The organism is Sulfurimonas indica (assembly GCF_009192995.1).
Lineage (GTDB): Bacteria > Campylobacterota > Campylobacteria > Campylobacterales > Sulfurimonadaceae > Sulfurimonas > Sulfurimonas indica.
Genome location: NZ_SDID01000004.1, coordinates 60,863 through 84,139, shown reverse-complemented (window position 1 = coordinate 84,139; position 23,277 = coordinate 60,863). Strand labels below are relative to the sequence as shown.

Annotated in this window: 25 protein-coding genes and 1 tRNA gene; 2 read left to right on the top strand and 24 right to left on the bottom strand. The window is 37.7% G+C overall.

All coding sequences use genetic code 11. The annotated features are described in order from the left end of the window. Nucleotides 1–25 precede the first annotated feature (25 nt). From ES948_RS02815 to ES948_RS02765, 11 genes are all read right to left on the bottom strand, one after another. Complete coding sequence (locus ES948_RS02815) at nucleotides 26–760, bottom strand: pseudouridine synthase family protein (RefSeq protein WP_152183422.1); 735 nt, start codon at nucleotides 758–760, stop codon at nucleotides 26–28. A gap of 137 nt (nucleotides 761–897) precedes the next feature. Then, nucleotides 898–2,076: a lipid IV(A) 3-deoxy-D-manno-octulosonic acid transferase gene (waaA, locus tag ES948_RS02810; RefSeq protein ID WP_152183421.1), complete on the bottom strand. Its 1,179-nt coding sequence runs from the start codon at nucleotides 2,074–2,076 to the stop codon at nucleotides 898–900. A gap of 3 nt (nucleotides 2,077–2,079) precedes the next feature. Next, complete coding sequence (locus ES948_RS02805) at nucleotides 2,080–2,793, bottom strand: zinc ribbon domain-containing protein (protein WP_152183420.1); 714 nt, start codon at nucleotides 2,791–2,793, stop codon at nucleotides 2,080–2,082. Between the two features lie 47 nt (nucleotides 2,794–2,840). After that, entirely contained in the window at nucleotides 2,841–3,563 is a 723-nt protein-coding gene (locus ES948_RS02800) for a Nif3-like dinuclear metal center hexameric protein (protein WP_152183419.1), read from the bottom strand. Then, a complete protein-coding gene (locus ES948_RS02795; protein WP_152183418.1) occupies nucleotides 3,560–4,153 on the bottom strand; it encodes a tetratricopeptide repeat protein in 594 nt (197 codons plus the stop codon). The genes ES948_RS02800 and ES948_RS02795 overlap by 4 nt, the downstream gene beginning before the upstream one ends. Beyond that, nucleotides 4,153–5,022 (bottom strand): peptidoglycan metallopeptidase Pgp3, encoded by an 870-nt coding sequence (gene pgp3, locus ES948_RS02790; RefSeq protein ID WP_152183417.1) that lies wholly within the window; start codon nucleotides 5,020–5,022, stop codon nucleotides 4,153–4,155. The genes ES948_RS02795 and pgp3 overlap by 1 nt, the downstream gene beginning before the upstream one ends. After that, on the bottom strand, nucleotides 5,022–5,474 hold the full coding sequence (gene smpB / locus ES948_RS02785) for an SsrA-binding protein SmpB (RefSeq protein WP_152183416.1): 453 nt from the start codon (nucleotides 5,472–5,474) through the stop codon (nucleotides 5,022–5,024). Before smpB ends, pgp3 begins: the two co-directional genes overlap by 1 nt. After that, on the bottom strand, nucleotides 5,467–6,270 hold the full coding sequence (locus tag ES948_RS02780) for a 4-(cytidine 5'-diphospho)-2-C-methyl-D-erythritol kinase (protein WP_152183415.1): 804 nt from the start codon (nucleotides 6,268–6,270) through the stop codon (nucleotides 5,467–5,469). The genes smpB and ES948_RS02780 overlap by 8 nt, the downstream gene beginning before the upstream one ends. A gap of 2 nt (nucleotides 6,271–6,272) precedes the next feature. Beyond that, nucleotides 6,273–6,512, bottom strand: coding sequence for a carbon storage regulator CsrA (csrA, locus tag ES948_RS02775; protein ID WP_152183414.1), 240 nt, complete (start codon nucleotides 6,510–6,512; stop codon nucleotides 6,273–6,275). Continuing rightward, on the bottom strand, nucleotides 6,506–7,327 hold the full coding sequence (gene truB, locus ES948_RS02770; RefSeq protein WP_152183413.1) for a tRNA pseudouridine(55) synthase TruB: 822 nt from the start codon (nucleotides 7,325–7,327) through the stop codon (nucleotides 6,506–6,508). The genes csrA and truB overlap by 7 nt, the downstream gene beginning before the upstream one ends. Further along, a complete protein-coding gene (locus ES948_RS02765; RefSeq protein WP_152183412.1) occupies nucleotides 7,324–9,375 on the bottom strand; it encodes an ATP-dependent helicase in 2,052 nt (683 codons plus the stop codon). The genes truB and ES948_RS02765 overlap by 4 nt, the downstream gene beginning before the upstream one ends. Before the next feature lie 128 nt (nucleotides 9,376–9,503). Here ES948_RS02765 and ES948_RS02760 point away from each other — a divergent pair, with 128 nt between their 5' ends. Then, entirely contained in the window at nucleotides 9,504–10,406 is a 903-nt protein-coding gene (locus ES948_RS02760) for a LysR family transcriptional regulator (RefSeq protein WP_152183411.1), read from the top strand. Nucleotides 10,407–10,411: 5 nt separating this feature from the next. Here the strand turns inward: ES948_RS02760 and ES948_RS02755 are convergent, their stop codons facing one another. Genes ES948_RS02755 through ES948_RS02740 form a run of 4 tightly spaced genes read right to left on the bottom strand, consistent with a single transcriptional unit; the run spans nucleotide 10,412 to nucleotide 12,851 of the window. After that, nucleotides 10,412–10,879: a hypothetical protein gene (locus tag ES948_RS02755; RefSeq protein WP_152183410.1), complete on the bottom strand. Its 468-nt coding sequence runs from the start codon at nucleotides 10,877–10,879 to the stop codon at nucleotides 10,412–10,414. Then, nucleotides 10,873–11,466 carry an aminotransferase class IV family protein gene (locus tag ES948_RS02750; RefSeq protein WP_152183409.1) on the bottom strand — a complete coding sequence of 198 codons (594 nt, stop codon included), beginning with the start codon at nucleotides 11,464–11,466 and terminating at the stop codon, nucleotides 10,873–10,875. Before ES948_RS02750 ends, ES948_RS02755 begins: the two co-directional genes overlap by 7 nt. Then, entirely contained in the window at nucleotides 11,456–12,382 is a 927-nt protein-coding gene (gene cysK / locus ES948_RS02745) for a cysteine synthase A (RefSeq protein WP_152183408.1), read from the bottom strand. The genes ES948_RS02750 and cysK overlap by 11 nt, the downstream gene beginning before the upstream one ends. A gap of 13 nt (nucleotides 12,383–12,395) precedes the next feature. After that, entirely contained in the window at nucleotides 12,396–12,851 is a 456-nt protein-coding gene (locus tag ES948_RS02740; RefSeq protein WP_152183407.1) for a low molecular weight protein-tyrosine-phosphatase, read from the bottom strand. A 46-nt stretch (nucleotides 12,852–12,897) separates the two neighbouring features. Here ES948_RS02740 and ES948_RS02735 point away from each other — a divergent pair, with 46 nt between their 5' ends. After that, nucleotides 12,898–13,158, top strand: a complete 261-nt coding sequence (locus ES948_RS02735; protein ID WP_152183406.1) for a hypothetical protein — start codon at nucleotides 12,898–12,900, stop codon at nucleotides 13,156–13,158. Here the strand turns inward: ES948_RS02735 and ES948_RS02730 are convergent. From ES948_RS02730 to purD, 9 genes are all read right to left on the bottom strand, one after another. After that, complete coding sequence (locus ES948_RS02730) at nucleotides 13,155–14,174, bottom strand: aldo/keto reductase (RefSeq protein ID WP_152183405.1); 1,020 nt, start codon at nucleotides 14,172–14,174, stop codon at nucleotides 13,155–13,157. The genes ES948_RS02735 and ES948_RS02730 overlap by 4 nt on opposite strands. Before the next feature lie 101 nt (nucleotides 14,175–14,275). Beyond that, a tRNA-Leu gene (locus tag ES948_RS02725) sits at nucleotides 14,276–14,359 on the bottom strand. A 53-nt stretch (nucleotides 14,360–14,412) separates the two neighbouring features. Further along, a complete protein-coding gene (locus tag ES948_RS02720) occupies nucleotides 14,413–14,727 on the bottom strand; it encodes a F0F1 ATP synthase subunit C (protein ID WP_152183404.1) in 315 nt (104 codons plus the stop codon). Nucleotides 14,728–14,880: 153 nt separating this feature from the next. Next, a complete protein-coding gene (locus ES948_RS02715; RefSeq protein ID WP_152183403.1) occupies nucleotides 14,881–16,221 on the bottom strand; it encodes an FAD-dependent oxidoreductase in 1,341 nt (446 codons plus the stop codon). Between the two features lie 59 nt (nucleotides 16,222–16,280). Further along, nucleotides 16,281–18,473, bottom strand: a complete 2,193-nt coding sequence (locus ES948_RS02710) for a polyribonucleotide nucleotidyltransferase (protein WP_152183402.1) — start codon at nucleotides 18,471–18,473, stop codon at nucleotides 16,281–16,283. After that, nucleotides 18,470–19,126, bottom strand: coding sequence for a phosphoribosyltransferase (locus ES948_RS02705; RefSeq protein ID WP_152183401.1), 657 nt, complete (start codon nucleotides 19,124–19,126; stop codon nucleotides 18,470–18,472). Before ES948_RS02705 ends, ES948_RS02710 begins: the two co-directional genes overlap by 4 nt. Before the next feature lie 9 nt (nucleotides 19,127–19,135). Next, nucleotides 19,136–21,349: an LPS-assembly protein LptD gene (locus tag ES948_RS02700; protein ID WP_246153808.1), complete on the bottom strand. Its 2,214-nt coding sequence runs from the start codon at nucleotides 21,347–21,349 to the stop codon at nucleotides 19,136–19,138. Continuing rightward, nucleotides 21,312–21,761 (bottom strand): RDD family protein, encoded by a 450-nt coding sequence (locus ES948_RS02695; protein ID WP_152183400.1) that lies wholly within the window; start codon nucleotides 21,759–21,761, stop codon nucleotides 21,312–21,314. Before ES948_RS02695 ends, ES948_RS02700 begins: the two co-directional genes overlap by 38 nt. Before the next feature lie 9 nt (nucleotides 21,762–21,770). Beyond that, complete coding sequence (gene purD, locus ES948_RS02690) at nucleotides 21,771–23,036, bottom strand: phosphoribosylamine--glycine ligase (RefSeq protein ID WP_152183399.1); 1,266 nt, start codon at nucleotides 23,034–23,036, stop codon at nucleotides 21,771–21,773. Nucleotides 23,037–23,277: the final 241 nt, after the last annotated feature.

Sequence of the window (23,277 nt, the reverse complement as noted above, 5' to 3'; positions counted from 1 at the left end):
ATAATTAATTTATCATAAACTTTTTTTATTCAAAAGTTTTAAAAGATTTCGGTTCCGGTGCGACAAATTCCATTCCAAGTAATCTTACTTTATGAGCATGTAGCATCACACGTTTTGCACGGCGCCCACCATACTGCTCATCACCGACTATCGGATGTTCTATGTATCTTGCATGAACACGAATCTGGTGTGTACGACCATGATGGATAATAACTTTTACTTTTGTCTTTTTAGCACTGACAATATCTGGAAAGAATTCACTTTTTGCCGGTTTTCCTTTTGGAGAGACATTTGATGTGGCACGATTATTTTTTTTCTGCGTGAGGATTGGCTTGTCAACTTCAATTGCCTCGGTCATAATACCCTCAACCCATGCAATATACTCCTTATAAACCTTGTCCTGTGCAAACTCTTTGATAGCACGCTCTCTGAACTCTTCATTTTTTACAAGCATCAAAACACCGCTTGTCTCACGGTCAAGTCTGTGTAGCAGGCGTGCTCCTTTAAACTGACGCTCAATCTCATCTGAATTGACATAAGCAGGTTTATCAATAACAATGATATCACTGTTTTCAAAGATAGGTTTCGCTTTTTCAACTTTTTCTACACGAAAAACTGTTCGCTCATCAATCTCCCCTCGGGCTATCATCACTTTTTTATTTCCTACATAGACAAGTCCTCTGTCTATCATAGATTTTGCCTGAGAGTTTGAAATAGCCTCCTGAATTGCCAATAATTTATATGCTTTTTCTGTTGCCATTATTTTATATTCCTTTAATTTTTTTCAAAAATTCAAGGGAACCTTTTTTCCCTTTTTCTACGCCAAAGGAAGTAATTCCTTTGACTACACTAACGCTTGGTTTTCTTCGGCAGAAAGCCCACGCACCCTTGGTGCTCTTAGCTCATATAATCACGAATTTTTCGAACCACCGGTTCTAAGTTTATCTGCTCTTCTACCATTGAAGGTGGGAGCTCTTTTGCATTTTGTAATGCTTCTTTAATTTCATCTGTTTCAGCGTACTGCACATGGTGCACATACTTAAAAAGCTCTTTTTGGTGAAAAAAATGCTTTCCTGTAATAATCTTACACCCAAAAAAAGCAGGCTCAAGCGGATTATGTCCACCGACATCATCTCGAAATGCTCCGCCTAAAACTGCTATGTCACTGATGGCATAGATATTATTTAGTTCACCCATCATATCGACTAAAACCATATCACTCTCAAGTGCTGTTGTCTGTGAGAACTTCTCAAGAGTCATACCTTCTTCTTTGGCAAATCTTTGCATAAGCTCATAAACAGTTCCAAAACGCTCCGGATGTCGTGGCACGATGATAAGTTTTGCGTGAGGGTTGGCTTTTTTATACTCCACAAAAGCATTCAGTACTGCTGCTTCTTCATCAGGATGTGTACTGCCTGCAACAATAAGCTCACTACCTTTTGGTTTTGTGTAACTCTTTGTTTTTTTAATCTCACCTGCAAGTTTAATATTACCGATAACTTCAATATGTTTGACACCCAAGGCTAAAAATCTGTTCTTATCGACTTCACTTTGTGCATAAACAATATCTACACGACTAAGCAGTCTTTTGTAGAACCATGCAAACTTCATATATTTATCAACGCTCTTATCTGAGATACGGGCATTTAAAAGTATGATCTTTGCTCCTTTGGCAAATGCCACCTGAAAAAGCATATACCAAAACTCAGCTTCCAGAACAATGAGCACTCTCTCTCTTTTAATCCAAAAAGGTAGGTATATCTCATAAGGGAGATAGCGTACCTCAGCATCATATTTTTTTGCTTCTTCATGTCCTGTATGCGTAATTGTCGAAATAAGGGTTTTTACACCATCTAGCTCTTTTACAATCGGCCCGAGTGCTCTTGCTTCACCAAGTGAACAGACATGAAACCATAAAGCATCACGGCTCTTAAAAGGAGGGTTTCTAAAAAGAAAAAATCTTGCAGGAATTGATTCTCTGTACTTTTTTTTAAAAGTAAGCAGTATTAGAAGCGGCAGCGCTATGATAAAAAGCACTGCACTTAAAAGAAAGTAAAAAAGGCTAAAGAGGCCCAAAGCCTACTCTTCGTCAGCTTTCACGTAAAGAATACGTCCACAATGTGGGCATGTTGTAATATCTTCACCTTTGATTACATCTGAATATACTTTATCGCCGATAAGCATATGACAACCCATACAAGCCTGGTCCTCTACAGGTACTACTGTTGTATTTTTTGCCCATCTACGGATTTTTTGATAAAAAGCAAGACCTTTTTGGTTGATGTCTGCTAAAAGTTTCTCTTTTTTCTTGAAAACTTCTTGACGTTCTTTGTTAATTGCCTCAAGTTTTGCATCAACATCAGCTTTTACACTCTCTAAAGAAGTACTAAATTCTTCTAATGAAGCCTGTGCTGCTGCAATCTGCTCTTTTTTTGCTTCGATGATCTTCTCAAGTCTCTCAATCTCTTCATTTGCAAAAGTGATTTGCTCTTTTGCAATTTCTTCCTCGAGTTGAAGTGATTTCATCTCACGTTCAGTTTTTACTTCTGATGATTTTTTTGCATTCTCTTCAAGTTTGGCAGAAAGTTCTGCAAGGTGCAATTCATTTTTTGCTTTTTTTACTTCTTCTTCTTTAATTTCATTCGTTAAATTTTCAATATCTGACTCAATACTCTTGTTTTTTGCAAGTGCTGCTTCATATTTTGAGTTTGCTTCTTCGATTTGAGGCTCAAACGCATCTATCTCTTTATCTACAATAGAGAGATCAATTAGTTGCTTTAAGTGCTTGTTCATTGGAGTCCTTTGGGGTTTTACTGTTATCCATCACAGCTAAAATATACTTAAATATATGTAAATGGATTTTCTGATGACGCAATTATAACTTTTAAACCTAAATTTTTCAAATGCTTTTGTAAAATTTGGGCAAAAAATCGCTCACTTTCATAATGTCCAATGTCAATTAGAGAGAGATTTATACTTTTTGCCTCCATGGCATCATGGTATTTGACATCTCCAGTTAAAAAACAGTCGGCATCCAAACTTCGCATCAGTGAACAACCACTTCCAGTGGTGAGTGCTGCTCTTTTTACAAAATCTCTTGCTTTGACACACTTTGCGTGAGGCAGACCAAAAGCAGATGCAACTTTTTTAGCAAAACTATCAAAATCTTCATTGATATCAAGATAGGCAACAAAACCATCTTTTTGTACTATCTCATACCCTAAGATCTCTGTTGCTACATAATCATTGAGATGTGTCTGATCAAAATTTGTATGCATCGCAATATTGGAGATATTTTTTCGTATCATTTTATGGAGCAGATTTGCAGGATATTTTGAAAATTCCAACTGCTTCAGACCTCCAAAGATAAGAGGATGGTGTGTTATAAGCAGCGTTCCTTCTTCAAGCGAATCAACTAACTCTTCATCCACATCGATACTGAGTGCCACTGTTGTGATGTCTTCATTAAAATCTCCTACCAAAAGTCCTGAATTATCCCAGGACTCTTGCAACTCAAAAGGAGAAAGTTCATTTAAAAGTTCATATATCTCTAAAATCTTCATTCTTTTTCTCCCTCGAGTTTGGCTAATTCCTCTTTTGCTTCTGTAAAATCAGCATCCAACTCCAGTGCTTTTTTATACATCTCTTTTGCTTCATCAAGATGTTTCATATCAACGAGTAAGTTTCCATAGTTGTAATATGTGATCGGATTTTTATCATCGATATCCAAGGAGGCATTGAGATGATTTCTTGCACTTGCAAATTCACCCATTTTTCTATAGAGTGATGCTATTGCCTGATGGATGTAGGTATTGTTAAGGTCTAAGTCCAGTGCCTCTTTATAATACTCCATCGCTTCTTCGTCTCTATCTTGTTCTGTTAGGACATAACCCATTTTAAAGAGTGTTTCTGGATTTTTCGGTGTTTTTATATTTACTTCCGAGTAGATAGCAAGTGCTTTTTGCAAGTCACCCTTTTGCATTGCTTCATCTGCTTTATCCATCAATGAGGGAGCATCAAAAGTTGAGAAAGCCTCTGCACTTCTTGGCTCATCACTACTCTCTTGCGGATCTTGCAGTGTCTGTATATGCTGATAAATTTTATATGCGAAAAATGCCGATGCTCCAAGCATCAAGAGTTGAAAAAATGTCATTAATTTTGTACCTTTAATAAATTATTGTTAAGCAGCGATATTAACTGCAACGGGTCAACCTGTACTCCAGCTATTCTAGCACTAAAATGCAAATGAGGACCTGTTACACGTCCACTTTGACCGGATAAACCAAGCTTTTGCCCTTTTGTAACTACTTGACCCTCTTGTACATCAAACTTGCTCATATGAAAATAACAAGTATATATTCCTTCACCGTGATCAAGTATAACCGTTCCGCCTGAATAGAATCTATTTTTCACAAGTGCTACTTTTCCATCATTGGCAGCGATTATCGGCGTACCAGTTTTTGCTCGAAAATCTGTACCGCTGTGATACCCTTTGAGTGAACCGTTATAGACTCTTGCTTTTCCAAATTCACTCGTAATCTTGCTTTGCATCGGTAAAATAAAAGGCTCACGCAGGTAGCTTTTTGGTGTTACACTCTTATATATCCTCATCGCTTCACTGTACTCTTTGGCAATACGTTTTTTTACCTTTGGTGATTTTGGATTGACTTTTGATGGGTCCACATGAATCGTCTCTTTTGCATACTTTCCACGAACAAGTCTTAAAAAGAGCAACTTTTGTTTTAGAGTATCGTTCTCTTTATAATAAAGTTCTAACGTTTTTGTAGCCGGTTTGTCGTAGTAAGAGAAGGGGATGAGTGCATAAAAACTCCCTTTTTCACGAGGGGAAGGAAAAATCTGATACTTTTTACCATCTACCTGTATGCTTTTGTATTCTACAGAAGGCTCATATTTAAATTTTATAAGTGAGCTTTTACCATTTGCCAACTCTTGATTGATTATCTCAAAATTAAAAGCCAAAAGAGCTACACTGCTCCATAAAAAAAGCAATATGATTCGCATCAGTAATCCTTCATAGCCCTTGCTATATCACGTTTTTGATCGCGCTCTTTAAGGTCATTTCTTTTATCATGAAGGTGTTTTCCTTTTGCCAGAGCAATTTGGAGCTTTGCGATATTTCTATTGTTAAAGTAAAGTTGCAGAGGCACTACCGTATAACCATCACGATCGACTGCTTTTTGCAGTTTTGCCAACTCTTTTTTATGTAAAAGCAGCTTTCTTGAAGCTCGCTCTTCGTGTCCGTAAAAGTGGTGTGTAGTATCGAGTCGTCCGATGTGCGCATTAAAGAGATAGGCTTCACCTTTGACAAAACGGATAAAACTGTCTTTGAGGTTTACTCTATGCGCACGGATACCTTTGACTTCACTACCACTAAGTACGAGTCCCGCCTCATATTTATCTTCTATAAAATAGTCATGATAGGCTTTTTTATTTTTTGCTATTGTCTCACCCATTTTCTACTTCTTTATCCTTTAACTTAAAAAAACTGCTCCCACTACCACTAAAAAAGTAACCTTGTCTGTAATGTTCTTTAAGCTCTTTGTACTCTTGCAGTGCCGGCGCAAAAAGATCATTGGCCTCTTTAGCACTCATATGCTCTAAAACCTCACGTGAGCTCGTCTCTTTTAATTGCTGTGCTTCAAAACCATCTATCGGCTCATAAAAATTTTCTCTGTATACCTGATAAACCTTTGGTGTAGATATCTCTATCTTTGGTGTAAAGATATCAAAGCTAAGTGGCTCCTCTTCAAAAGGCTCTACTACCTCTCCTATGCCACTGACATTTGCACTTGCATAGCCATAGATGAAAAAAGGTACATCTGCACCCACTTCAAGACCGATGGATGCCAGCTCATTGAGGCTGAGCCCAAGATGCAGTACTTCATTACACATTTTCAAGTATGTCGCTGCATCACTGCTGCCACCACCAAGACCGGCAAAAGCCGGGATGTTTTTTGTGACCTGCAGAGCATGTGTCTGCATCAACTTTTCTAAAGCTTCCGAATTTGTTGCATTTTTGAGTGCCCCATAAGCTTTATAAATAGTGTTTTGTTTTGTATCGCAAGAGAAATCACCAACAATCTTAAACTCATTTGTTTTTGCATCAATACTCTCTTTGGAAATAAAAGAGAGCTCATCATACAAGTCATCAATACGCATAAAACGTGAGACTATTTCATGATAGTTCTCTCGTTTGCCTGTGATTTTTAAAAAAATATTTACTTTGGCATGAGCCTTATATTTTTTCATCTCTATGATTTCCCTAGCAACTTACTTAATGAATTCAGCTCATCCTTATCGATGCCATCTTTTTGTACCGCAGCTCTGTTCGATGCTGTCACTTCTTGTATAAGCTCACTTCTTATGATGGAAACCTCACGTGGAGCATCAATGCCTAGCTTGACTACACCATTTTCCACAGAGACAACCTTGATGGTGATATTATCGCCAATGACAATCGATTCATTTAATTTTCTTGCAAGTACTAACATTGGATTCTTCCTAATTCATATTTTACACTATTTTGACTTATGGTTATAATAGAGATATTCTCCCCATTATCAAGCCAGTAAGTTCCTTCATCTTGCACTTTAAAATCCTCTAAAGCAAGAACTCTTCCATATCTTACATTCTGTTCATCACCCAAATAGAAATTCTGAGGAATACTCAGTGATTTTTTGATATCGAGCGGTTTTTCATTCTCATAGATAAACTGCCCTTCACAAAGCCGCTCAAGCATACTCAGACTGCCATGTTCCAAACCAAGTCGCTGTGCAATGATACGTCCAAGTGAACGAATATATGTCCCCTCGCTTACTGTTGCTTCAAATGTCACAAAAGGATGGCAGTAAGCAAGTAGTTTTGTCTCATAGATTGTTGAGTTTATCTTATTTAGCGTAACTTCTTTACCTGCACGTGCCAAATCATAGGCACGCTGTCCATTAATGCGTTTTGCACTAAAGATAGGAGGTTCATACTCCAATGCACCTTCTAATGACTTGACAGCCTCTTCAACCTGCGTAAGAGATAGCTCGGGAACAATATTTACCTCGTCAATCATCTCAATATCAAGTGAGTCACTTTTAGCACCAAGCCACAGTGTTGCTCTGTACTTTTTGGGTGTTTTATTTAAAAAACGAAACAGTTTTGTATGACTTCCAAAACCAACTAGCAGTACCCCTTTTGCAAATGGATCAAGCGTACCTGCAAAACCCGCTTTTTTATCATTGTACTTTTTTTTCAGAGAATAGAGAAACTTGTTTGAACCAATACCGCTTGGCTTGTAAGCAACAAAAAGGCGATTCATAGTCTTTCTACAAAAGATGCCAAAATATCACGTTTTGTTCCGGCAAAATTGATCTGCAGCTTAAACTCACGTCCTGATTTACTAACCCCTGTTACACGACCTGTACCAAAAATCTTATGGCGAACAAGATCACCCTTTTTAAAAGCTGTGTTTTTCTCAACAATCAAAGAGCCGTCACAAAGCCCTGCTTCATTGAAGAACCTGCTCTTTGCCAGATCACTTCTGCGTCCTTTGTAAAAACGGCTGGCTGCGTGAGAGAGAGTCAGTGTCTCTTTCGCACGGGTAAAAGCAACATAGCCAAGACGACGTTCTTCTTCAAGATCACTGCCATCACCGACAAGTGGTAAAAAGCCCTCTTCCATTCCTATGACAAAGACATGTTCAAACTCCAGACCTTTAGAAGCATGAATACTCATCATATAGATAGACTCACCCTCAACCTGATCCTGTTCACTCTGCAGTGTCAGCTCATTTAAAAACTCATCCAAAGAGGCTTCAGGGTTGTTTTTTATAAAATCTCTAAAGAGTCCGTAAAATTCATCCATATTGAGTATTCTCTCTTGAGCATCCTGCATATTTGCATAGATATCTTTGAGATGAAAAGTATCTTCTAATACATCGATAAACTCATAGGTTGACTCTTGTGCAACCTTTGCCACATCTGCAATATCTGCGACAAACTTTTTCAATGTTGCTGCATTTTTCTTCTTTACAAGCGCTTCAAGCTCTGTGAGATCTACATTTTTTAGATACTCAAAGATAGAACTTCCCTTTACGTGAGCTGCCAGTTCAATCTTATCGACACTTGCCTTTCCCAGTCCGCGTTTTGGCTTGTTTACAATGCGTTTAAAAGAGAAATCATCATGGTTGTTTGTAATGACACGGATGTAAGAGATAAGATCCTTAATCTCCGCTCTGTCATAAAAGCGGACACCACCGACAAGCTTGTAACCAATACCCGCACGGTTAAGCCCATCTTCTATGGAACGAGAGAGTACATTTACACGGTACAAAATTGCTATCTCACTGGCACTCACACCTGAGTCCAAAAGCTTTTGCACTTTGATGGCAATCTTTCTTGCTTCTTCATTCTCATCATTGGAATTTAGCGTTGTTACATCATCACCCGAGCCTCGTGTGGCAATGAGCTTTTTGCCAAGACGTGAACGGTTGTGTTCGATGAGTGCATTGGCAGTTTTTAAAATTGGAGCACGTGAACGGTAGTTCTCCTCAAGTTTAAAAACATTGGCACCTGTAAAATCATCATCAAACTCCATAATATTTCGAATATGTGCTCCACGCCATCCATAGATTGATTGGTCATCATCACCAACCACACAAATATTGTTGTGTGATGTACAGAGTTTTTGGATCAGTTTTAATTGCAACTCATTAGTATCTTGATACTCGTCTATCATAATGTATTGGTATTTTTGTGACGTTTTTTCTGCAAGCTCCGGATTTTCATCAAGGAGTTTGTATGTCAGTGCTATCAGGTCATCAAAATCCACAAGATTGTTCTCTTTTAAATACTCTTCATACTCACGGTACACTTCGGCAATCTGTTTGTAATTAAAGAGTTCTGCCTGCTTATAGGCATCATCGGGACTCATTAAAGAGTTTTTATAACGGGATATTTCACTCGCTATTAGTGGAGTCGGTAATTCTGAGTTTATCTTTTTAATAATGCGTTTTTTATCATCTGTATCAATAACTACAAAATTATTCTGACGATCTAAAAGATGAATGTTAAATTTTAAAAAGAGCAGACCGAACTTATGGAAAGTACATAGAAGTGGTGGATATGCACCGTTTTTCTCCATCATCTTCATGGAACGTTCTTTCATCTCACGTGCTGCTTTATTGGTAAAAGTAAGTGTCAATGTATTTGCCGGCGGAATACCTACAACCTCAATCAAATATGCCAAGCGTGAGACAATGGTTGTGGTTTTTCCACTTCCGGCACCTGCTAGAATAAGCACAGGTCCCTCTGTCTGTTTGACTGCAGCAGATTGAGACTCGTTTAAATTTTTAAATATTTTTTCCATAAAAGTCCACTATTTTTGTAAAGTAGTAATATTATAACAAAAAAAGCCACAAATTATTACAAAACTATTGCAATAATTATAATTATGAGTTATAATTTTGTTTATTATTAATACTTATAGGAATTATTATGTTAAAAGATTTTGCCAAATTACAAACATTTTTAATGGTAATTAAAGAGAAAAGTTTCTCTAAGGCGTCCGCTAAACTAGGTATTTCTCAGCCTGCTGTTACACAACAGATAAAATTTATCGAAGACTATCTCGATACAAAAATCGTTGAGAGAAAAAAGAATGGAATCGTACTTACCAAAGAGGGTGAAGATCTTTATCGCATTGCTCTAAGACTTGAAAAAGCGATCCAAAACTCTGAAAAAGAGCTCTTAAAAATCATCAATAAAGAGTTTACTTTTGTAATGGGTTCTTCTTTTGCAATCGGAAACTATGTTCTTCCTAACTATCTTGGCGAGATTAAAAAACGCATTGATAATGAAGTATTTATGAATGTTGATGTCTCTGCAAATATCATTGAACAACTCGAAGATAAAAAGATAGATGTTGCACTGATCGAATCTCCTGTTTTTAAAGAAGGTGTAATTTACAGAGAGTGGGTTGAAGATGAACTTGTACTTTTTTCTAATCAACCAATCAAAAAACACTTAAGTGCAGACGATCTGCTTGAGTTTGACTGGATCTGTAGAAATGAAGACTCACATACAAGAAAACTTACTTCAGAAGTTTTTGAAGAGATCGGTGTACAGTGTAACAACTTCAATGTTATTGGGGTACTTGCTTCTCCAACAGCGATTAAAGAGTCTATTTTACATGCAGATAAAACTGCTGAGCGTCCATTGGTTTCTATTATGTCACGCCATGTTATTAAAGCGGAAGTAGAAAACGGTACACTCTTTGAAGCACGTCTAAAAAATCATAAAATCACAAGAAACTTCTACATTGCTTATCTCAAAGACAGAAAACATGATGCCTTTGTAGATAATGTAGTAAATTATCTTCTCTCTTTAAACAGAGTATAAAACTTTTACTTCTTTTTTAGGAATTTTGAGTTTTCAGGATTTGCTAAAAAAGATTCCATGGAGTTTTTCACTCCTTTTTCATCGATATTTTTACTTTTTTCTTCCTCTTTTTCTTTATTTTCAACTGCTATATTTATAAAAAGAGGAGTCTCATCGACAATAATTTGTAAAATGCTCAGTAGAGGAACAGATACGACACTGCCAAAGTTCTCACTTCCAAAACCTGCTTCAAAGATAAACATCTCATCTTCAATACGCGCCGTCTCAAAAGTATAACCTGCTAGAAAAAAGAGTGTCAATGGTCGAAACTCTGCACTCATGCCATCTGGCAGTTCTGGATTAAATGAAACATCTTCTATTTTACAGAGAATTCCGAAATTTTGCTCCTTTTGAAAAAAGAGCACTACCAACTCTTCTATATGTCTTTTCATCATTTTTGCAAAATCTCTATCTTCTATTAAACTCTCTAGCAAATTATTTCCTCTATCTTTTTATCTGTAATTATATCAAAATCTATCATTGCGTTCATCACTGCCAGTTTCTCAAAACGATTCAATGACTCTGTAGGAATATCTGCTTCTTTTAAAAAACCACTCTCAAGTAATCTCTGACGTGTTGTACCTGCTAAAAGCGGTTTTTTTGGTGTTAGCCATAGATCTCCATCAAAACAAGCAATATTGGCAATCGTTGTATCTGTTACAAGTCCATTTTGTACAATGAGAATATCATCACACGCTTCTCTTTTTGCAAAAAGTCTCTCTAAGGCTTCTCTATTGGCATATTTTTTATCATACGCAATAGTATCAGAATCTATTAGTTTTAAGCTCTTCATATTCCGTTTTTTATACGGATGATAGCTCTGTGTGAGCTCTCCATCTGTACTGTATAGTACACGACAGCGATAGAGCCCTTGATGTGGTGGTTTTAAAATATCTTTGAGTTGTATAAAGTTTTCTATACCAAAAGAGCGCAGTGTCCTTTCATAACGTTGTTGATGATATGCAAGATTGCATAGTTTGCCATCAAGAACTTTAATCGTCTCTAAAAATTCAATCTTCACTAAAAAGTTCTGTAGAAAGATATCGCTCGCCCGTATCACAAAGAATCGTTACAATCGTTTTACCAGCAAACTCTTTGCGTGAGCCTACCTGCATCGCTGCATAAACATTTGCACCTGCTGATATTCCTACCAAAAGCCCTTCTTGTTTTGCCAACATTTTCGCAGTTGCAATGGCATCTTCATTACTCACTTTTATCACTTCGCCATAAAGTGAAGTATCTAAGATATCCGGTACAAATCCAGCCCCGATCCCCTGAATCTTATGAGGGGCTGGACTCTCTCCAGAGAGAATTGCCGAAGCCTCAGGTTCAACTGCAAAAACAGCAATTTCAGGAAGCTCTTTTTTTAGAATCGTAGATGTTCCTGTCAGTGTACCACCTGTTCCAACAGCAGCTACAAAAGCATCAAGATTACTCTCTGTATCGCGCAATATCTCACGTGCCGTTGTAAGCCTGTGAATTTCAGGATTTGCAGGATTTTGAAATTGCTGCAGGATTACAGAATTTAGTGTAGCCTCACGCAGCTCCTCTGCTTTTGCTATCGAGCCTTTCATCCCTTTTGCTGCAGGTGTTAAAACAAGCTGTGCACCGAGTGCCTTTAAAAGATTACGACGCTCTACGCTCATAGAGTCCGGCATCGTTAAGATCAGTTTCAAACCTTTTGCTGCACAGATAGACGCAAGGGCAATACCGGTATTTCCACTTGTCGGCTCGATGATTGTTGTTTCTTTTGTAATTGTTCCATCTTCCATACCACGGCGTATCATATTGAAGCCTATTCTATCTTTTACTGAAGAGCTCGGATTCATAAACTCACACTTTCCTAAAATAGTCGCACCACTCTCTTGTGAAGGAAAATTGAGTTTCACTAAAGGGGTATTTCCAATCAATTCCGATACATCATTTGCTATATTCATTCTATTATTCCTGCTATTGCGTCAATTTTTCAAATTTTACACTAAAAAGGTTATTTACACAAACTTCTATCATGCTAAAGACCTCTATAAAACCATCAAAACCATCAAAAAAGTAAGGGTCTGGCACATCTGCGCCATCATATCCAAAATCTCCAAGTTTGACGAGATTTTGAGCACCCATCTGCTTTAAATACTCAAGATTACTTTCATCAAGGGCTACAATAAGCTCAAAATTTTCAAAATCTTCTGGCTTTACTTTTCTCGCACGTAAAGAACTGATATCTATGCCATGCATCGAAGCTACTTCAACAGCGTTCTCACATGGAGGCTCTCCAAGATGCCAATCACCTGTTCCAGCAGAATCGACTGCTATGTTCACACCCATATTTTGAACTTTTGCTTTCGCTATTCCTTCTGCCAATGGCGAACGACAGATATTTCCTAAACAGACAAAGAGAACAGATTGCATAAATATTGCCTTTTTTTGCTAGAATTATACTAAAAAAGGTTTACTTGTGGCTATTTATCAAAGTGATGGGAAAAAACTTATAGATGTTGAGTATGATGTCATCCCTCAAATCAATGATATCATTGATGGTATGCGAGTTTTATCTGTCGATATAAAAAGTATTGAAGAGTATGCCGTATTTTTACTAGAACCGCTGAGTAGACATATTATCTGCTATATCTTTGATGAGATTTTCATTATAGGAAAATCTGATGAGTTTGAAACACTGAGTGATGCCATCGAGGCATGGAAAGCCGGGGAGATCTAACCCATAGGGTATAAAATCTCATTGTGAACTGCATCACAGGCATCTAAAACTTCTTGGCTCAGCTCCAAATCCATCGCAGCTAAAGTAGCATCCAACTGCTCCGGTTTTGTAGCTCCAATGATAGTCGATGCCACAAAATCAAACTGCTTCGACCATGCCGTTGCCATTGTAACTGGATCTAGTCCCGCATCGGCTGCGATTTTAAGATACTTTTGCGTGGAAGCGAGTGTTTTGTCATTAACAAATCGTGCTGCCATCAGACGCTGTCTTTTATCACTTGCTTTCATATAACTGCTAAATCTTCCCTCTTTAATCTCAGCTTGATTGTATTTTCCACTCAGTACTCCGCCACCTAACGGTGAGTATGGAAGCAGTGAAATACTTTCTTTTCTACAAAGTGTTGCAAGTTCATCTAAAAAACGGCGATTCAGTAAAGAGAAATTGTTCTGAATAGACTCAAATCGTGCATACTTTTTAAACTCTGAAGTCATCAATGCTTTTGTTGTTCCATAGGCTGTATCATTGGATGTTCCGATGTAGCGTACTTTTCCACTTTGAACAAGCCGGTCAAAAGCCTTCAGACTCTCTTCAATAGGTACTACAGTGTCCGGCCAATGCATCTGATACAAGTCTATGTAATCAGTCTGCAGTCGCTTTAAACTTCCCTCTACTGCTCGTTCAATATGAAAACTGTCAATCGCAGTTAGACCATGTCGAATGGGAGGAACAAACCATCCGTTTGCAGCACCGGCAACTTTTGAAGCAAGTATGACACTATCACGTGGTTTCGTTTTTAGCCATCTGCCTACTATCTCTTCTGTTAGACCTGCTAGTTTGGCATTTGGTGGAACTGGATAGAGCTCTGCCGTATCGAAAAAATTCACTCCAGCATCATAAGCTTTATCCATTATTTCAAATGCAACTTTTTCATCCGGAGTCTGCGTACCAAAGGTCATCGTACCCATACAGATAGGAGATACCCGTAGACCAGTTCTGCCAATATAGCGATATTTCATGCCATGCCTTTTGAAGATTATTTAGAAACATTGTATGCAAAGTAGCTTTAAAGTTTGATGATTATAAAAATGAAATTTTGAAAAATATCTATTTGAAAGTATGGTGCGCAGAGGGGGAGTTGAACCCCCACACCCGAAGGCACAACGACCTCAACGTTGCGTGTCTACCATTCCACCACCTGCGCAGTTAAAAAAGATGTCCGACTCCTAAAGAGTCGAACTGAGGTATATTTAAGTCTTAACCTAAATATGGGTTAGCGTAAAGTGCGATTAACGCAATTACGAGTGCATAGATAACTTGTGCTTCGATCATTGCAAGAGCGATGAACATTGTAGTCATAAGTTTCGCACCTAAACCTGGGTTACGAGCTGTACCAGCGATAGTTGCAGCAGCAGTGCTACCCATACCGATAGCTCCACCAAGTGCAGCTGTACCGATAGCTAAACCAGCAGCCAGCATAGAGTATGCTTTAAGAGTTTGGTTTGCAACTTCACCGTCGTTAGCAAACGCTGCAGCAGATAATGCTACTAAAAGAAAAAGAATTTTTTTCATTGTAAGTTCCTTTAAATTATTACAACCCGTTCGGATAGCGTAACCTCATTTTGTATCATGAAGCAACCGTAACATAAATGCCACGATTTCCCTACTAGAAATTGATAGGCGAATTATAACCGCTCTCTTATAAAAAGTAGTTTAAACTGCTTTTTAATTAAACATATCCGTATACATTGCCTTCGCCCAATCATAAGCACCTGCAGCATTCTTTTCTCCATGCTCTCCTTTCCATATTTCATCTGTTACAGGTGTAGCAAATTCAAATTGACCGGCCTTTTTATTGTATGCATATTCTGAATGAATAAAGATACCTCTTTCTGGTTTTATGGAGACTAAAGATATACATACAGTTACAGGTGTTTCCCACTGAATTTTTGGCCCTTTATTGATTTTTCCAGCAATAAGACGTGCAACATATTTTGCTTCTGTATTGGAAGTGTTTCCAGATTTTGAAAAGCCCATAGGACGAGCGTCACCGCTGACAAAGATATTTTCTTCTCCTATCACTTCATAAGTAAAAGGGTCAATGTTTGCTTCCATTTTATTATAGATGGTATCTTTTGCAAATCCAAGCATCTCTAAGAGTTTCCCGCCTCTGACATGTGGATAAAATGATGCATCTTCAAAGCTGAACTCATCAAACTCTGTCGTTACTACTTTTTTATCTAAATCTATCTCTTCTATCTTTGCATTTGGCACATACTCTAAATAATCACTATACAACTCTTTCATAGCAGTATGAAAACCATGCTCTTTAATCGTAATATCATTGTTTTCATCCAAAAGAATTACTTTTGCTTTAATACCTTTGCTTTTAAAATAGTCTGCCACCATACAGGCTCTCTCATACGGTGCAGGAAGACATCGGTAATTTCCACCCGGAACGGTAAAGATAAAATTACCACCTTTGAAGTTTAAAATTTTCTCACGTAGCGTCATATGTTCACTTCCTGACTTAAATGCAGCAGGGTACTCATTTCTGAGTCTGTTTTCAAGAACTTTGTCATCTGTCCAAAAAGAGTAATCATAATCAATTCCAGGAGCAAGAGCTAGATAATCGTACTCGATATCACCATTGGTAGTTTTTAAGATTTTTGCCTCTTTATCTATACCGTAGACAGAAGCTTGAAAATAGGTGTAGTTGTTCTCACGAGCACCCTGAAGATAATCATGTGTCAAAAACTCCAGATCAATCTTATCAACCAGCCAAAGGTTGCTCATAGGACACGATACAAACTCAAAACGCTGCTCAACCAAAATAACTTCAGCCTGAGGAGCTTCAATTTTTAGCTGTTTTGCAAGAGAGAGGCCAGACCATCCACCACCGACAACAACAACTCGAGGAGAAGCAGTTTTTGGAAATGGTAAAAATGATGTTGGTGATTGTACTTTTTTAGGAGGTTTTATCTCCTCTTTTGTACATGCAGAAAGTGCAGTGGCAGCTACTGTTGCTGCTGAAATTTTAAGCGCATCTCTTCTGGATATCTTCAATGCTCTATCCTTATATGATTTTATACACATAAGGATATCAAATATAACTAAATGATTTCTTACTCAGCCATACCGAGTGAAATTTTATTTCCTTTAAACTCAAGTATCTCTACTTTTACCTTTTGTCCTTCACTCAGTACATCTTTGACATTATCGACTCTCTCTTTAGAGATTTTTGAGATATGGAGTAGTCCGTCAGTCCCATCTGGAAGCTCAACAAAAGCACCAAAATCAACAATACGTTTTACAACACCATCATAGACTCCGCCAACTTCATACTTTATCTTCTCTTTTTTTGGAGCATTGACAATTTTTTCAATGTGTGCTTTTGCACCATAAACGCCCTCTTTGTTCTTACCGGTGATTTTTACCTTTCCATCTTTTTTATCAATATCAATTGCCACTTCAAACTTCTCAATGATCTCACGAATCGTTTTTCCGGCCTGACCGATAATCTCACCGATAAATCCAGGGTCTATATGGAAATGCTCCGTTGACGGAAGTACACCATCATTAAACTCTATCTTCTCTTCAGCTTCTAGCATGATATCTATAATGTGACTACGTCCCTCTTTTGCCTGATAAAGAGCTTCTTTAAGAACATCAAGTGAAATACCACCGAGTTTGATATCCATCTGCATAGCAGTGATACCCTCTTTTGAACCAGTTACTTTAAAGTCCATATCACCATCATGGTCTTCGAGTCCCATGATATCTGATAGAATCGCATACTTGTCACCATCACTCACCATTCCCATCGCAATTCCAGCAACTGTATCACTTGTATCTATATCTGCTGCACGAAGGGCCAAATAACCACCACATACTGTAGCCATTGAAGAAGAACCGTTACTCTCTAAAATCTCTGAAACCAAGCGAACAGTCTGTCCATCAAGATTTACAATCGGCTCTAATGCACGTTTAGCCAAATTACCGTGACCGAGTTCACGTCTTTTTGTTCCCATGATCGGACTTGCTTCACCAACTGAGAAACCTGGAAAGTTATAGTGCACCATAAAGTTCTCATTTTGTGTGCCTTCATCAGTGAGACCTTCAAACATCTGTGCATCTTTTGGTCCACCCATAGTAAGGACAACAAGTGCCTGCGTTTGACCACGAGTAAAGAGACATGAAGCGTGTGCAGCGGGTAATATATTTGTATCGATGCTAATAGGTCTTACTTCATTTAAAGCACGACCATCGGCACGAACTCTCTCATTTAAAATCTGTGCTCTTACAAACTCTCGTTTAACAGCTTCAATGGCATCTTTTAGCTCTAACTCAAGCTCAACATCTGCCCACTCCTCCTTGGAAGCAATAATATTTTTACGAAGCTCACGCAGTGCAGTTGAACGTTCTGATTTTGCCATTTGGGAGAGTGCATCTTCAATGTCACTGAGATGATTTTCTTTTACATACTCTACCATTTCATTGTTAAGCTGGTGTGCTTTTAATTCTAGTGGTTTGATATCTTTTTGGTATGGTCCAAAAGCCACTTCATACTCTACATTGGTAGCGAAAAGCACCTTTTCTGTTTTATCTAGCACTTCGATAAGTTCATCTTCATTCATGGCATTTGATACATGCTGTGAGAGAACAATTGTTCCGATAGATGGGTCCATAATAGGATCTAGTACAGGTTCTGGAATCTCTTCGACTTCAATATTTTCACTACCGATTGAGCGCATCTCAATCATCAAGAGTTCCTCTTTTGTTCCTGAGAGATACAAATCAAGTGTTGAGTTTTTGAGTTGCGTGAGTGTTGGATTTAAAATCAACTCTCCATCAACTTTTGCAGCACGAACAGCAGATACGCTTCTGTTGATATCTATGTCTGAAACATACAACGCAGCTGAAGCAGCATTGAGTGCTAGAACCTGCATATCAGATTCACTGTCAGCTGAGAAAACCATAATCGTAATTTGTGTTGGATGTCCAAAACCTTTTGGGAAAAGCGGACGCAGACTTCTGTCAACAATACGAGAAGTCAGTGTCTCAAAATCACTCGGCTTTGTCTCACGTTTGAAAAATCCTCCCGGAATCTTTCCTGCAGCATATGTCTTTTCTATATACTGTACAGTAAGTGGTAAAAAGTCATCTTTTACTACTTCAGTCTCATCAATAACCACTGTTGCAAGAATGACCGTTTTACCTGATTTTAACCATGTACTTCCATTTGCCTGTTTTGCAACGTATCCAAAACTATACGCTTCTTCTCTGTTTTCTAAATTTAACTCTACATCATATTTCATCTGTTTTCCTCTAGTATTTTTTCAATATTTTCATCATCTATCTTTTCTAAATTTTTGTAGTACAGATCTGTCTCTACATAATCATCAATGTCATATAAAAAAAAGATATCATCCACAAAGGTCTCTAATACTTCTAGCACATCTTTAGGAAGGACTGGAACAGCAATATAGACTGCCTTTGGCTTTTGTGCCAGAACAGTCTTGAGCGCTGTCATAAATTTTGTACCTGTTTCACTTCCCTCATCCACAAGTAAAACCACTTGATTTTGCATAGATGGAAAAGGCTGACCTTTTCGATATTGATATATATGGCTAAGTATATCCTCTTCATGCTTTCTATGCGCTTCACCATAGATATAATCGTACTGAATATCAAAGGCATTGATAAGATTTTCATTAAGGACTATCTCTTCTGTCTCGCTTACACGTGCCACTTCACATTCAGGATTATTTGGAGCCATAATGGCTTCTAAAAAGAGAATTTCCAAAGAGTTTTTGAGTCCATCTTTAATATAAGAGCCTAGCTCCAATCCACCCTTCGATACCGCTACAATATTCCACTCTTCTTCTTTAAGCTTTTGCATTGGCATAATATCAATAAGTCTTGTAGCTGCATCTTCTCTGTCTTGGAGCATATGTTTATATTTTTGCATATCTCTTTCCTAGTTTGTCTGCTTGTTTGGCAGTTTATATGTAATAAATGAGCTGTTTTTACTTGGCTGCATCAATGGTTTTAAGACAATTGTTATATAGATATATTTGTCATATATCGACGACTCTCCACTCTGTGTCAAAATCGGTCTGTTATTCTCACTATATTTTATACCAAAGTCCCAACATCTTTTCTTATACATAAACCCTATTGACATACTTTTTTTCTCTCGGGATTCCAAATCATAATTATACAGCGCTGAAAAAGAGTAGTGTCTATTGTATTCATACTCTGCACTCGAAGTCAGATAACTTGTATATCTCAAAGGGTCACTGCTTGTCTGAGGATTAATAAAACTGTCTTTATAAAGATGCGAAAGATGCAGTGCTACTCCATAATTTGTAAAAGAGACCTTATTAAAGACTTTTGAAAATCTGTTTTGATCATAATTGTAAAACATATTGTTATAAAAGGAGAGATAGGAAGTGATTTTATAATCGAGTTCATTCTCGAGTTCTCCGTAACGATTTGCATTCGAAGAGTACGATATACGCTGTGCCAATCTATGATAAAGCACTTCTTTTGCTTGTTTGTCATACACATACTGTGTAAATTCCAGTTGTGCTGCATTATCTATATCTGTAATATTATAAAACTCACATCGTGCATCATAATCCGGGTCTGTCGTATTTGCGATATCTGAACAATATTTTGAGTTATCTTCATAAAAGCCACTCTCTTGACTCCATGCTGAACGGTTATAAGTCACACCTAAACCAATAATATGACTGAAATTTTCATACGGTTTTGTCAGTTGTGAAGCGACACTGATTGTATGATAGTTTCGTGTATAGTATCCATCCCTGTAATCAAAGGTCGTTCGTGAATCATTCCCGCTAAAAGCAGAGTGTTGCATATAAAGATTTGCAGTGTATGAAGCGGTAAGATACTCATCAAAAAAAGAAGACTGCAAGGTTACAGGAAGATTGATATCCGTTTGAACTACTTTATTGTTTGTCTGCCTGCGGATATTATTACTTTTTATATCAAGCGAGTACAAAAGATGGTCTTTTAGCAGTGTATCCAAATAGTAGTGATACTGAACAACCGGAAGTTTTTGCAAAGTGTTTTCATTATTATCGAGTGTTAAATCTTGATAATATTTCAAATATGTACCAAAATAGTTCTGTCGAGTGTTGTAAAAAATATTAACACGTGAGAGAACCTGCGTTGCCGTTGCTGTATCAGTTGTATCTCCCTTTTCCAAGTTGATATAGTCAACATCATTCATATGATTGATATCTATATAAAGCCCGGACTGTCCGGAAAAATCATAACCGCTCCAAAGATTTAAAAAGTCTCTGTTGTCATACTTGACATTAAATCCATAGTGTGAGTTATTTTGGAGGTTGTTTTTTAAAAAATAATCCTCTTTTTCTTTAAAGTATCCCATCTTAATTTCACCATGAGAAACTTTAGAGTCTACAAAACGAAACTTTGTATAAATACCTGCTCCACGTGAGGTTCTAATCTGTGGTAAAAATTCTAAATCCCACCAGTTCTGCTCAGCGATATATATTGGTTGTTGGTAGTAAAAACCTTCATCATTAGAGAGTCCAATAGCAGGTTTTAAAAGACCTGTTCGTCTTGTAGTGTCCAGTGAATATCCAAAATAGGGAGTATAAAGAACTGGAATATCATAGATATAGAGACGCATATTGTAAAGATTTATCCACATCGACTCTGTATCATAATCAGATGATGAAAACTCCATCGTCCAAAGCGGGTCTATTGGGTTACATCCGCTCACAACACCTGATGCTATATCTATCTCTTCTTCGGTTGCTTTACCCTCATCGCCACTCATCCAGACATCTGATTTGTTGTCAATCATATAAAAAGGTCGAAAAAGACGCTCTTTTTTGGCAATATTTAATTTGGCATATTTCCCAAGGATTTTGTATTTACCTGCATGATTGGCACGTATATTGTCAAAGAGTTCCAAGTCACCCGTTTTTTTATCATATGTTGCTCTGTCTGCTGTAATAATATAATCTTTGTATATAACAGAGACTCCACCGGCAACATTGATGATTTCATTATGTGAACTGAGTTTTGAAGCATAAATCTCTACCTTATCTCCAGCAGACAGACATGCGATCAAAAGTGAGAGAATAAAAAAGAGTCTAAACATTGACAACCAAAGTTTTTGCAGTTTTATCATGCCAGGTCTGGTGAGCAGGGTCCATCATTCCCCATAAAAACCCCAGATAGAAAAGCATCTCACTAATAACACGAAAGATGGCACGGTTAAGTGAGCATAAAAAAGAGGGATTTTGCAGAGTTGTTATCTCAATGACTCGAATCTTCATAGCGATTTTACCAAGTGTAGCACCATACTGCATAACAAAAAATGTCTGATATACTATCTTCATTATCAGATACTCAAACATGAAGTTATTTGTAAGCATGATCATCTCTTCTACCGTTTTGGCATTGGAAAATGAGTCCGACATTGCAATGATTAGAAGAAAAGAGAGCAGCATCTCATCAATAAAAAAGGCCATCGCTCTTTTTTTAATATCAGCTAGTACCAAACCCTCACGATGCAGTACATTCTCTATCTCTTCATTCAAACAATTCTCCTAGAGTGCCTGATAGGCTATATCACTACGGAATTTTTTACCGGCAAAATGTACCTGTCCACAACGTAGATATGCTCTGTCACGTGCCTCTTTGATACTATCCCCAAGACCAACGCATACGAGAACACGTCCACCTGTTGCATAAAGTTTACCATCTTCACGGCTCACCCCTGCAAAAGAGATATGCGTATATTTTGCGATCTCTTCATGGTGTACATCATCTAAAATAATCTCTGCTGGAGTTGATGAACTATACGGATAGTTCTCACTCGCCATAACCACACCTACAGCATACTGGTCAGAAAATTCTACTTTTATCTCACCCAAACGGTTTGTTGCTGCTTTATAGAACATATCTGCAACAGAAGATGTCATAAGTGGCATTAAAATCTCACATTCAGGATCCCCAAAACGAACATTGAACTCCAAAGTAATCGGTTCACCATTAACAACCATGATTCCGATAAAAAGGACACCCTCAAATGGTGCACCCTCTTTTTGCATACCATCTAAAGTTGGTCGGATAATTCTATCTTTAACCTTTTGATAAAGTTCTTCATCAACTAAAGGTGTCGGAGCATATGCACCCATACCACCTGTATTTGGTCCTGTATCACCATCACCTACACGTTTATGGTCTTGTGCAGCCGGAAGTAAAATATAGTCTTTTCCGTCACATACGGCAAACATAGAGAGCTCATAGCCATCTAAAAACTCTTCAACGATTACTTTTTTTCCAGCATCTCCAAAACTTTTACCGCTAAGCATCTCACTGATTGCTTTTTTTGCCTCATCATGGCTTTGTGCGATAATAACACCTTTACCACCACAAAGGCCATCTGCTTTTACAACGATTGGCGCCTCTAGAGTATTTGTAAATTTAAAAAGTTCCTCTATCGAGTCACTCTCAATATAGCGAGCAGTTGGGATATCATACTTTGCCAAGAAGTTTTTCATATAGACTTTTGAACCTTCTAATTGTGCTGCTTCTTTACTTGGTCCAAAAATAGTCAGACCATTTGCTTTGAAGATATCAACAACACCGTCAACAAGTGGTGCTTCAGGTCCTACAATTGTCAGCTCAATTGCATTCTCTTTTGCGAATGCAGCCAGATCATTGTAGTCTTTAATGTCTAAATTTGTTCCCAGCTCATCTGTAGCACCATTACCAGGTTGAAAAAAGAGCTCATGCCCTGCATTTTCATTTGCAATAGCAAGACCTATTGAGTATTCACGTCCACCACTGCCAAGTATTAAAATCTTCATTAATTCTCCATATAAATAAAAAAAGTTTACTTAAAGTACTTTCATACTCTAAGTAAACTCTTTAAAGTTGTCTCATATATAATCCGAGTAGCCGTCACACTATTGGCTTGGTTCTAAAAGCCGAATTTGGGTGAAGAGAGAACTAGCTGACGGCGACAGTCTCATTGGCAGAGTTAACATACCTCAAGCGAGATCATCGGCACACGCTAGCTCTACTTGTTCACGATATGAATATGTAGAA

Bases quoted from the DNA above. Each gene is read 5' to 3' on its own strand.
- ES948_RS02815 (WP_152183422.1), bottom strand. From the start codon at position 760: ATGGCAACAGAAAAAGCATATAAATTATTGGCAATTCAGGAGGCTATT.
- ES948_RS02805 (WP_152183420.1), bottom strand. From the start codon at position 2,793: ATGAACAAGCACTTAAAGCAACTAATTGATCTCTCTATTGTAGATAAA.
- ES948_RS02800 (WP_152183419.1), bottom strand. From the start codon at position 3,563: ATGAAGATTTTAGAGATATATGAACTTTTAAATGAACTTTCTCCTTTT.
- ES948_RS02795 (WP_152183418.1), bottom strand. From the start codon at position 4,153: ATGACATTTTTTCAACTCTTGATGCTTGGAGCATCGGCATTTTTCGCA.
- pgp3 (WP_152183417.1), bottom strand. From the start codon at position 5,022: ATGCGAATCATATTGCTTTTTTTATGGAGCAGTGTAGCTCTTTTGGCT.
- smpB (WP_152183416.1), bottom strand. From the start codon at position 5,474: ATGGGTGAGACAATAGCAAAAAATAAAAAAGCCTATCATGACTATTTT.
- ES948_RS02780 (WP_152183415.1), bottom strand. From the start codon at position 6,270: ATGAAAAAATATAAGGCTCATGCCAAAGTAAATATTTTTTTAAAAATC.
- csrA (WP_152183414.1), bottom strand. From the start codon at position 6,512: ATGTTAGTACTTGCAAGAAAATTAAATGAATCGATTGTCATTGGCGAT.
- truB (WP_152183413.1), bottom strand. From the start codon at position 7,327: ATGAATCGCCTTTTTGTTGCTTACAAGCCAAGCGGTATTGGTTCAAAC.
- ES948_RS02765 (WP_152183412.1), bottom strand. From the start codon at position 9,375: ATGGAAAAAATATTTAAAAATTTAAACGAGTCTCAATCTGCTGCAGTC.
- ES948_RS02760 (WP_152183411.1), top strand. From the start codon at position 9,504: ATGTTAAAAGATTTTGCCAAATTACAAACATTTTTAATGGTAATTAAA.
- cysK (WP_152183408.1), bottom strand. From the start codon at position 12,382: ATGAATATAGCAAATGATGTATCGGAATTGATTGGAAATACCCCTTTA.
- ES948_RS02740 (WP_152183407.1), bottom strand. From the start codon at position 12,851: ATGCAATCTGTTCTCTTTGTCTGTTTAGGAAATATCTGTCGTTCGCCA.
- ES948_RS02730 (WP_152183405.1), bottom strand. From the start codon at position 14,174: ATGAAATATCGCTATATTGGCAGAACTGGTCTACGGGTATCTCCTATC.
- ES948_RS02720 (WP_152183404.1), bottom strand. From the start codon at position 14,727: ATGAAAAAAATTCTTTTTCTTTTAGTAGCATTATCTGCTGCAGCGTTT.
- ES948_RS02710 (WP_152183402.1), bottom strand. From the start codon at position 18,473: ATGAAATATGATGTAGAGTTAAATTTAGAAAACAGAGAAGAAGCGTAT.
- ES948_RS02705 (WP_152183401.1), bottom strand. From the start codon at position 19,126: ATGCAAAAATATAAACATATGCTCCAAGACAGAGAAGATGCAGCTACA.
- ES948_RS02700 (WP_246153808.1), bottom strand. From the start codon at position 21,349: ATGATAAAACTGCAAAAACTTTGGTTGTCAATGTTTAGACTCTTTTTT.
- purD (WP_152183399.1), bottom strand. From the start codon at position 23,036: ATGAAGATTTTAATACTTGGCAGTGGTGGACGTGAATACTCAATAGGT.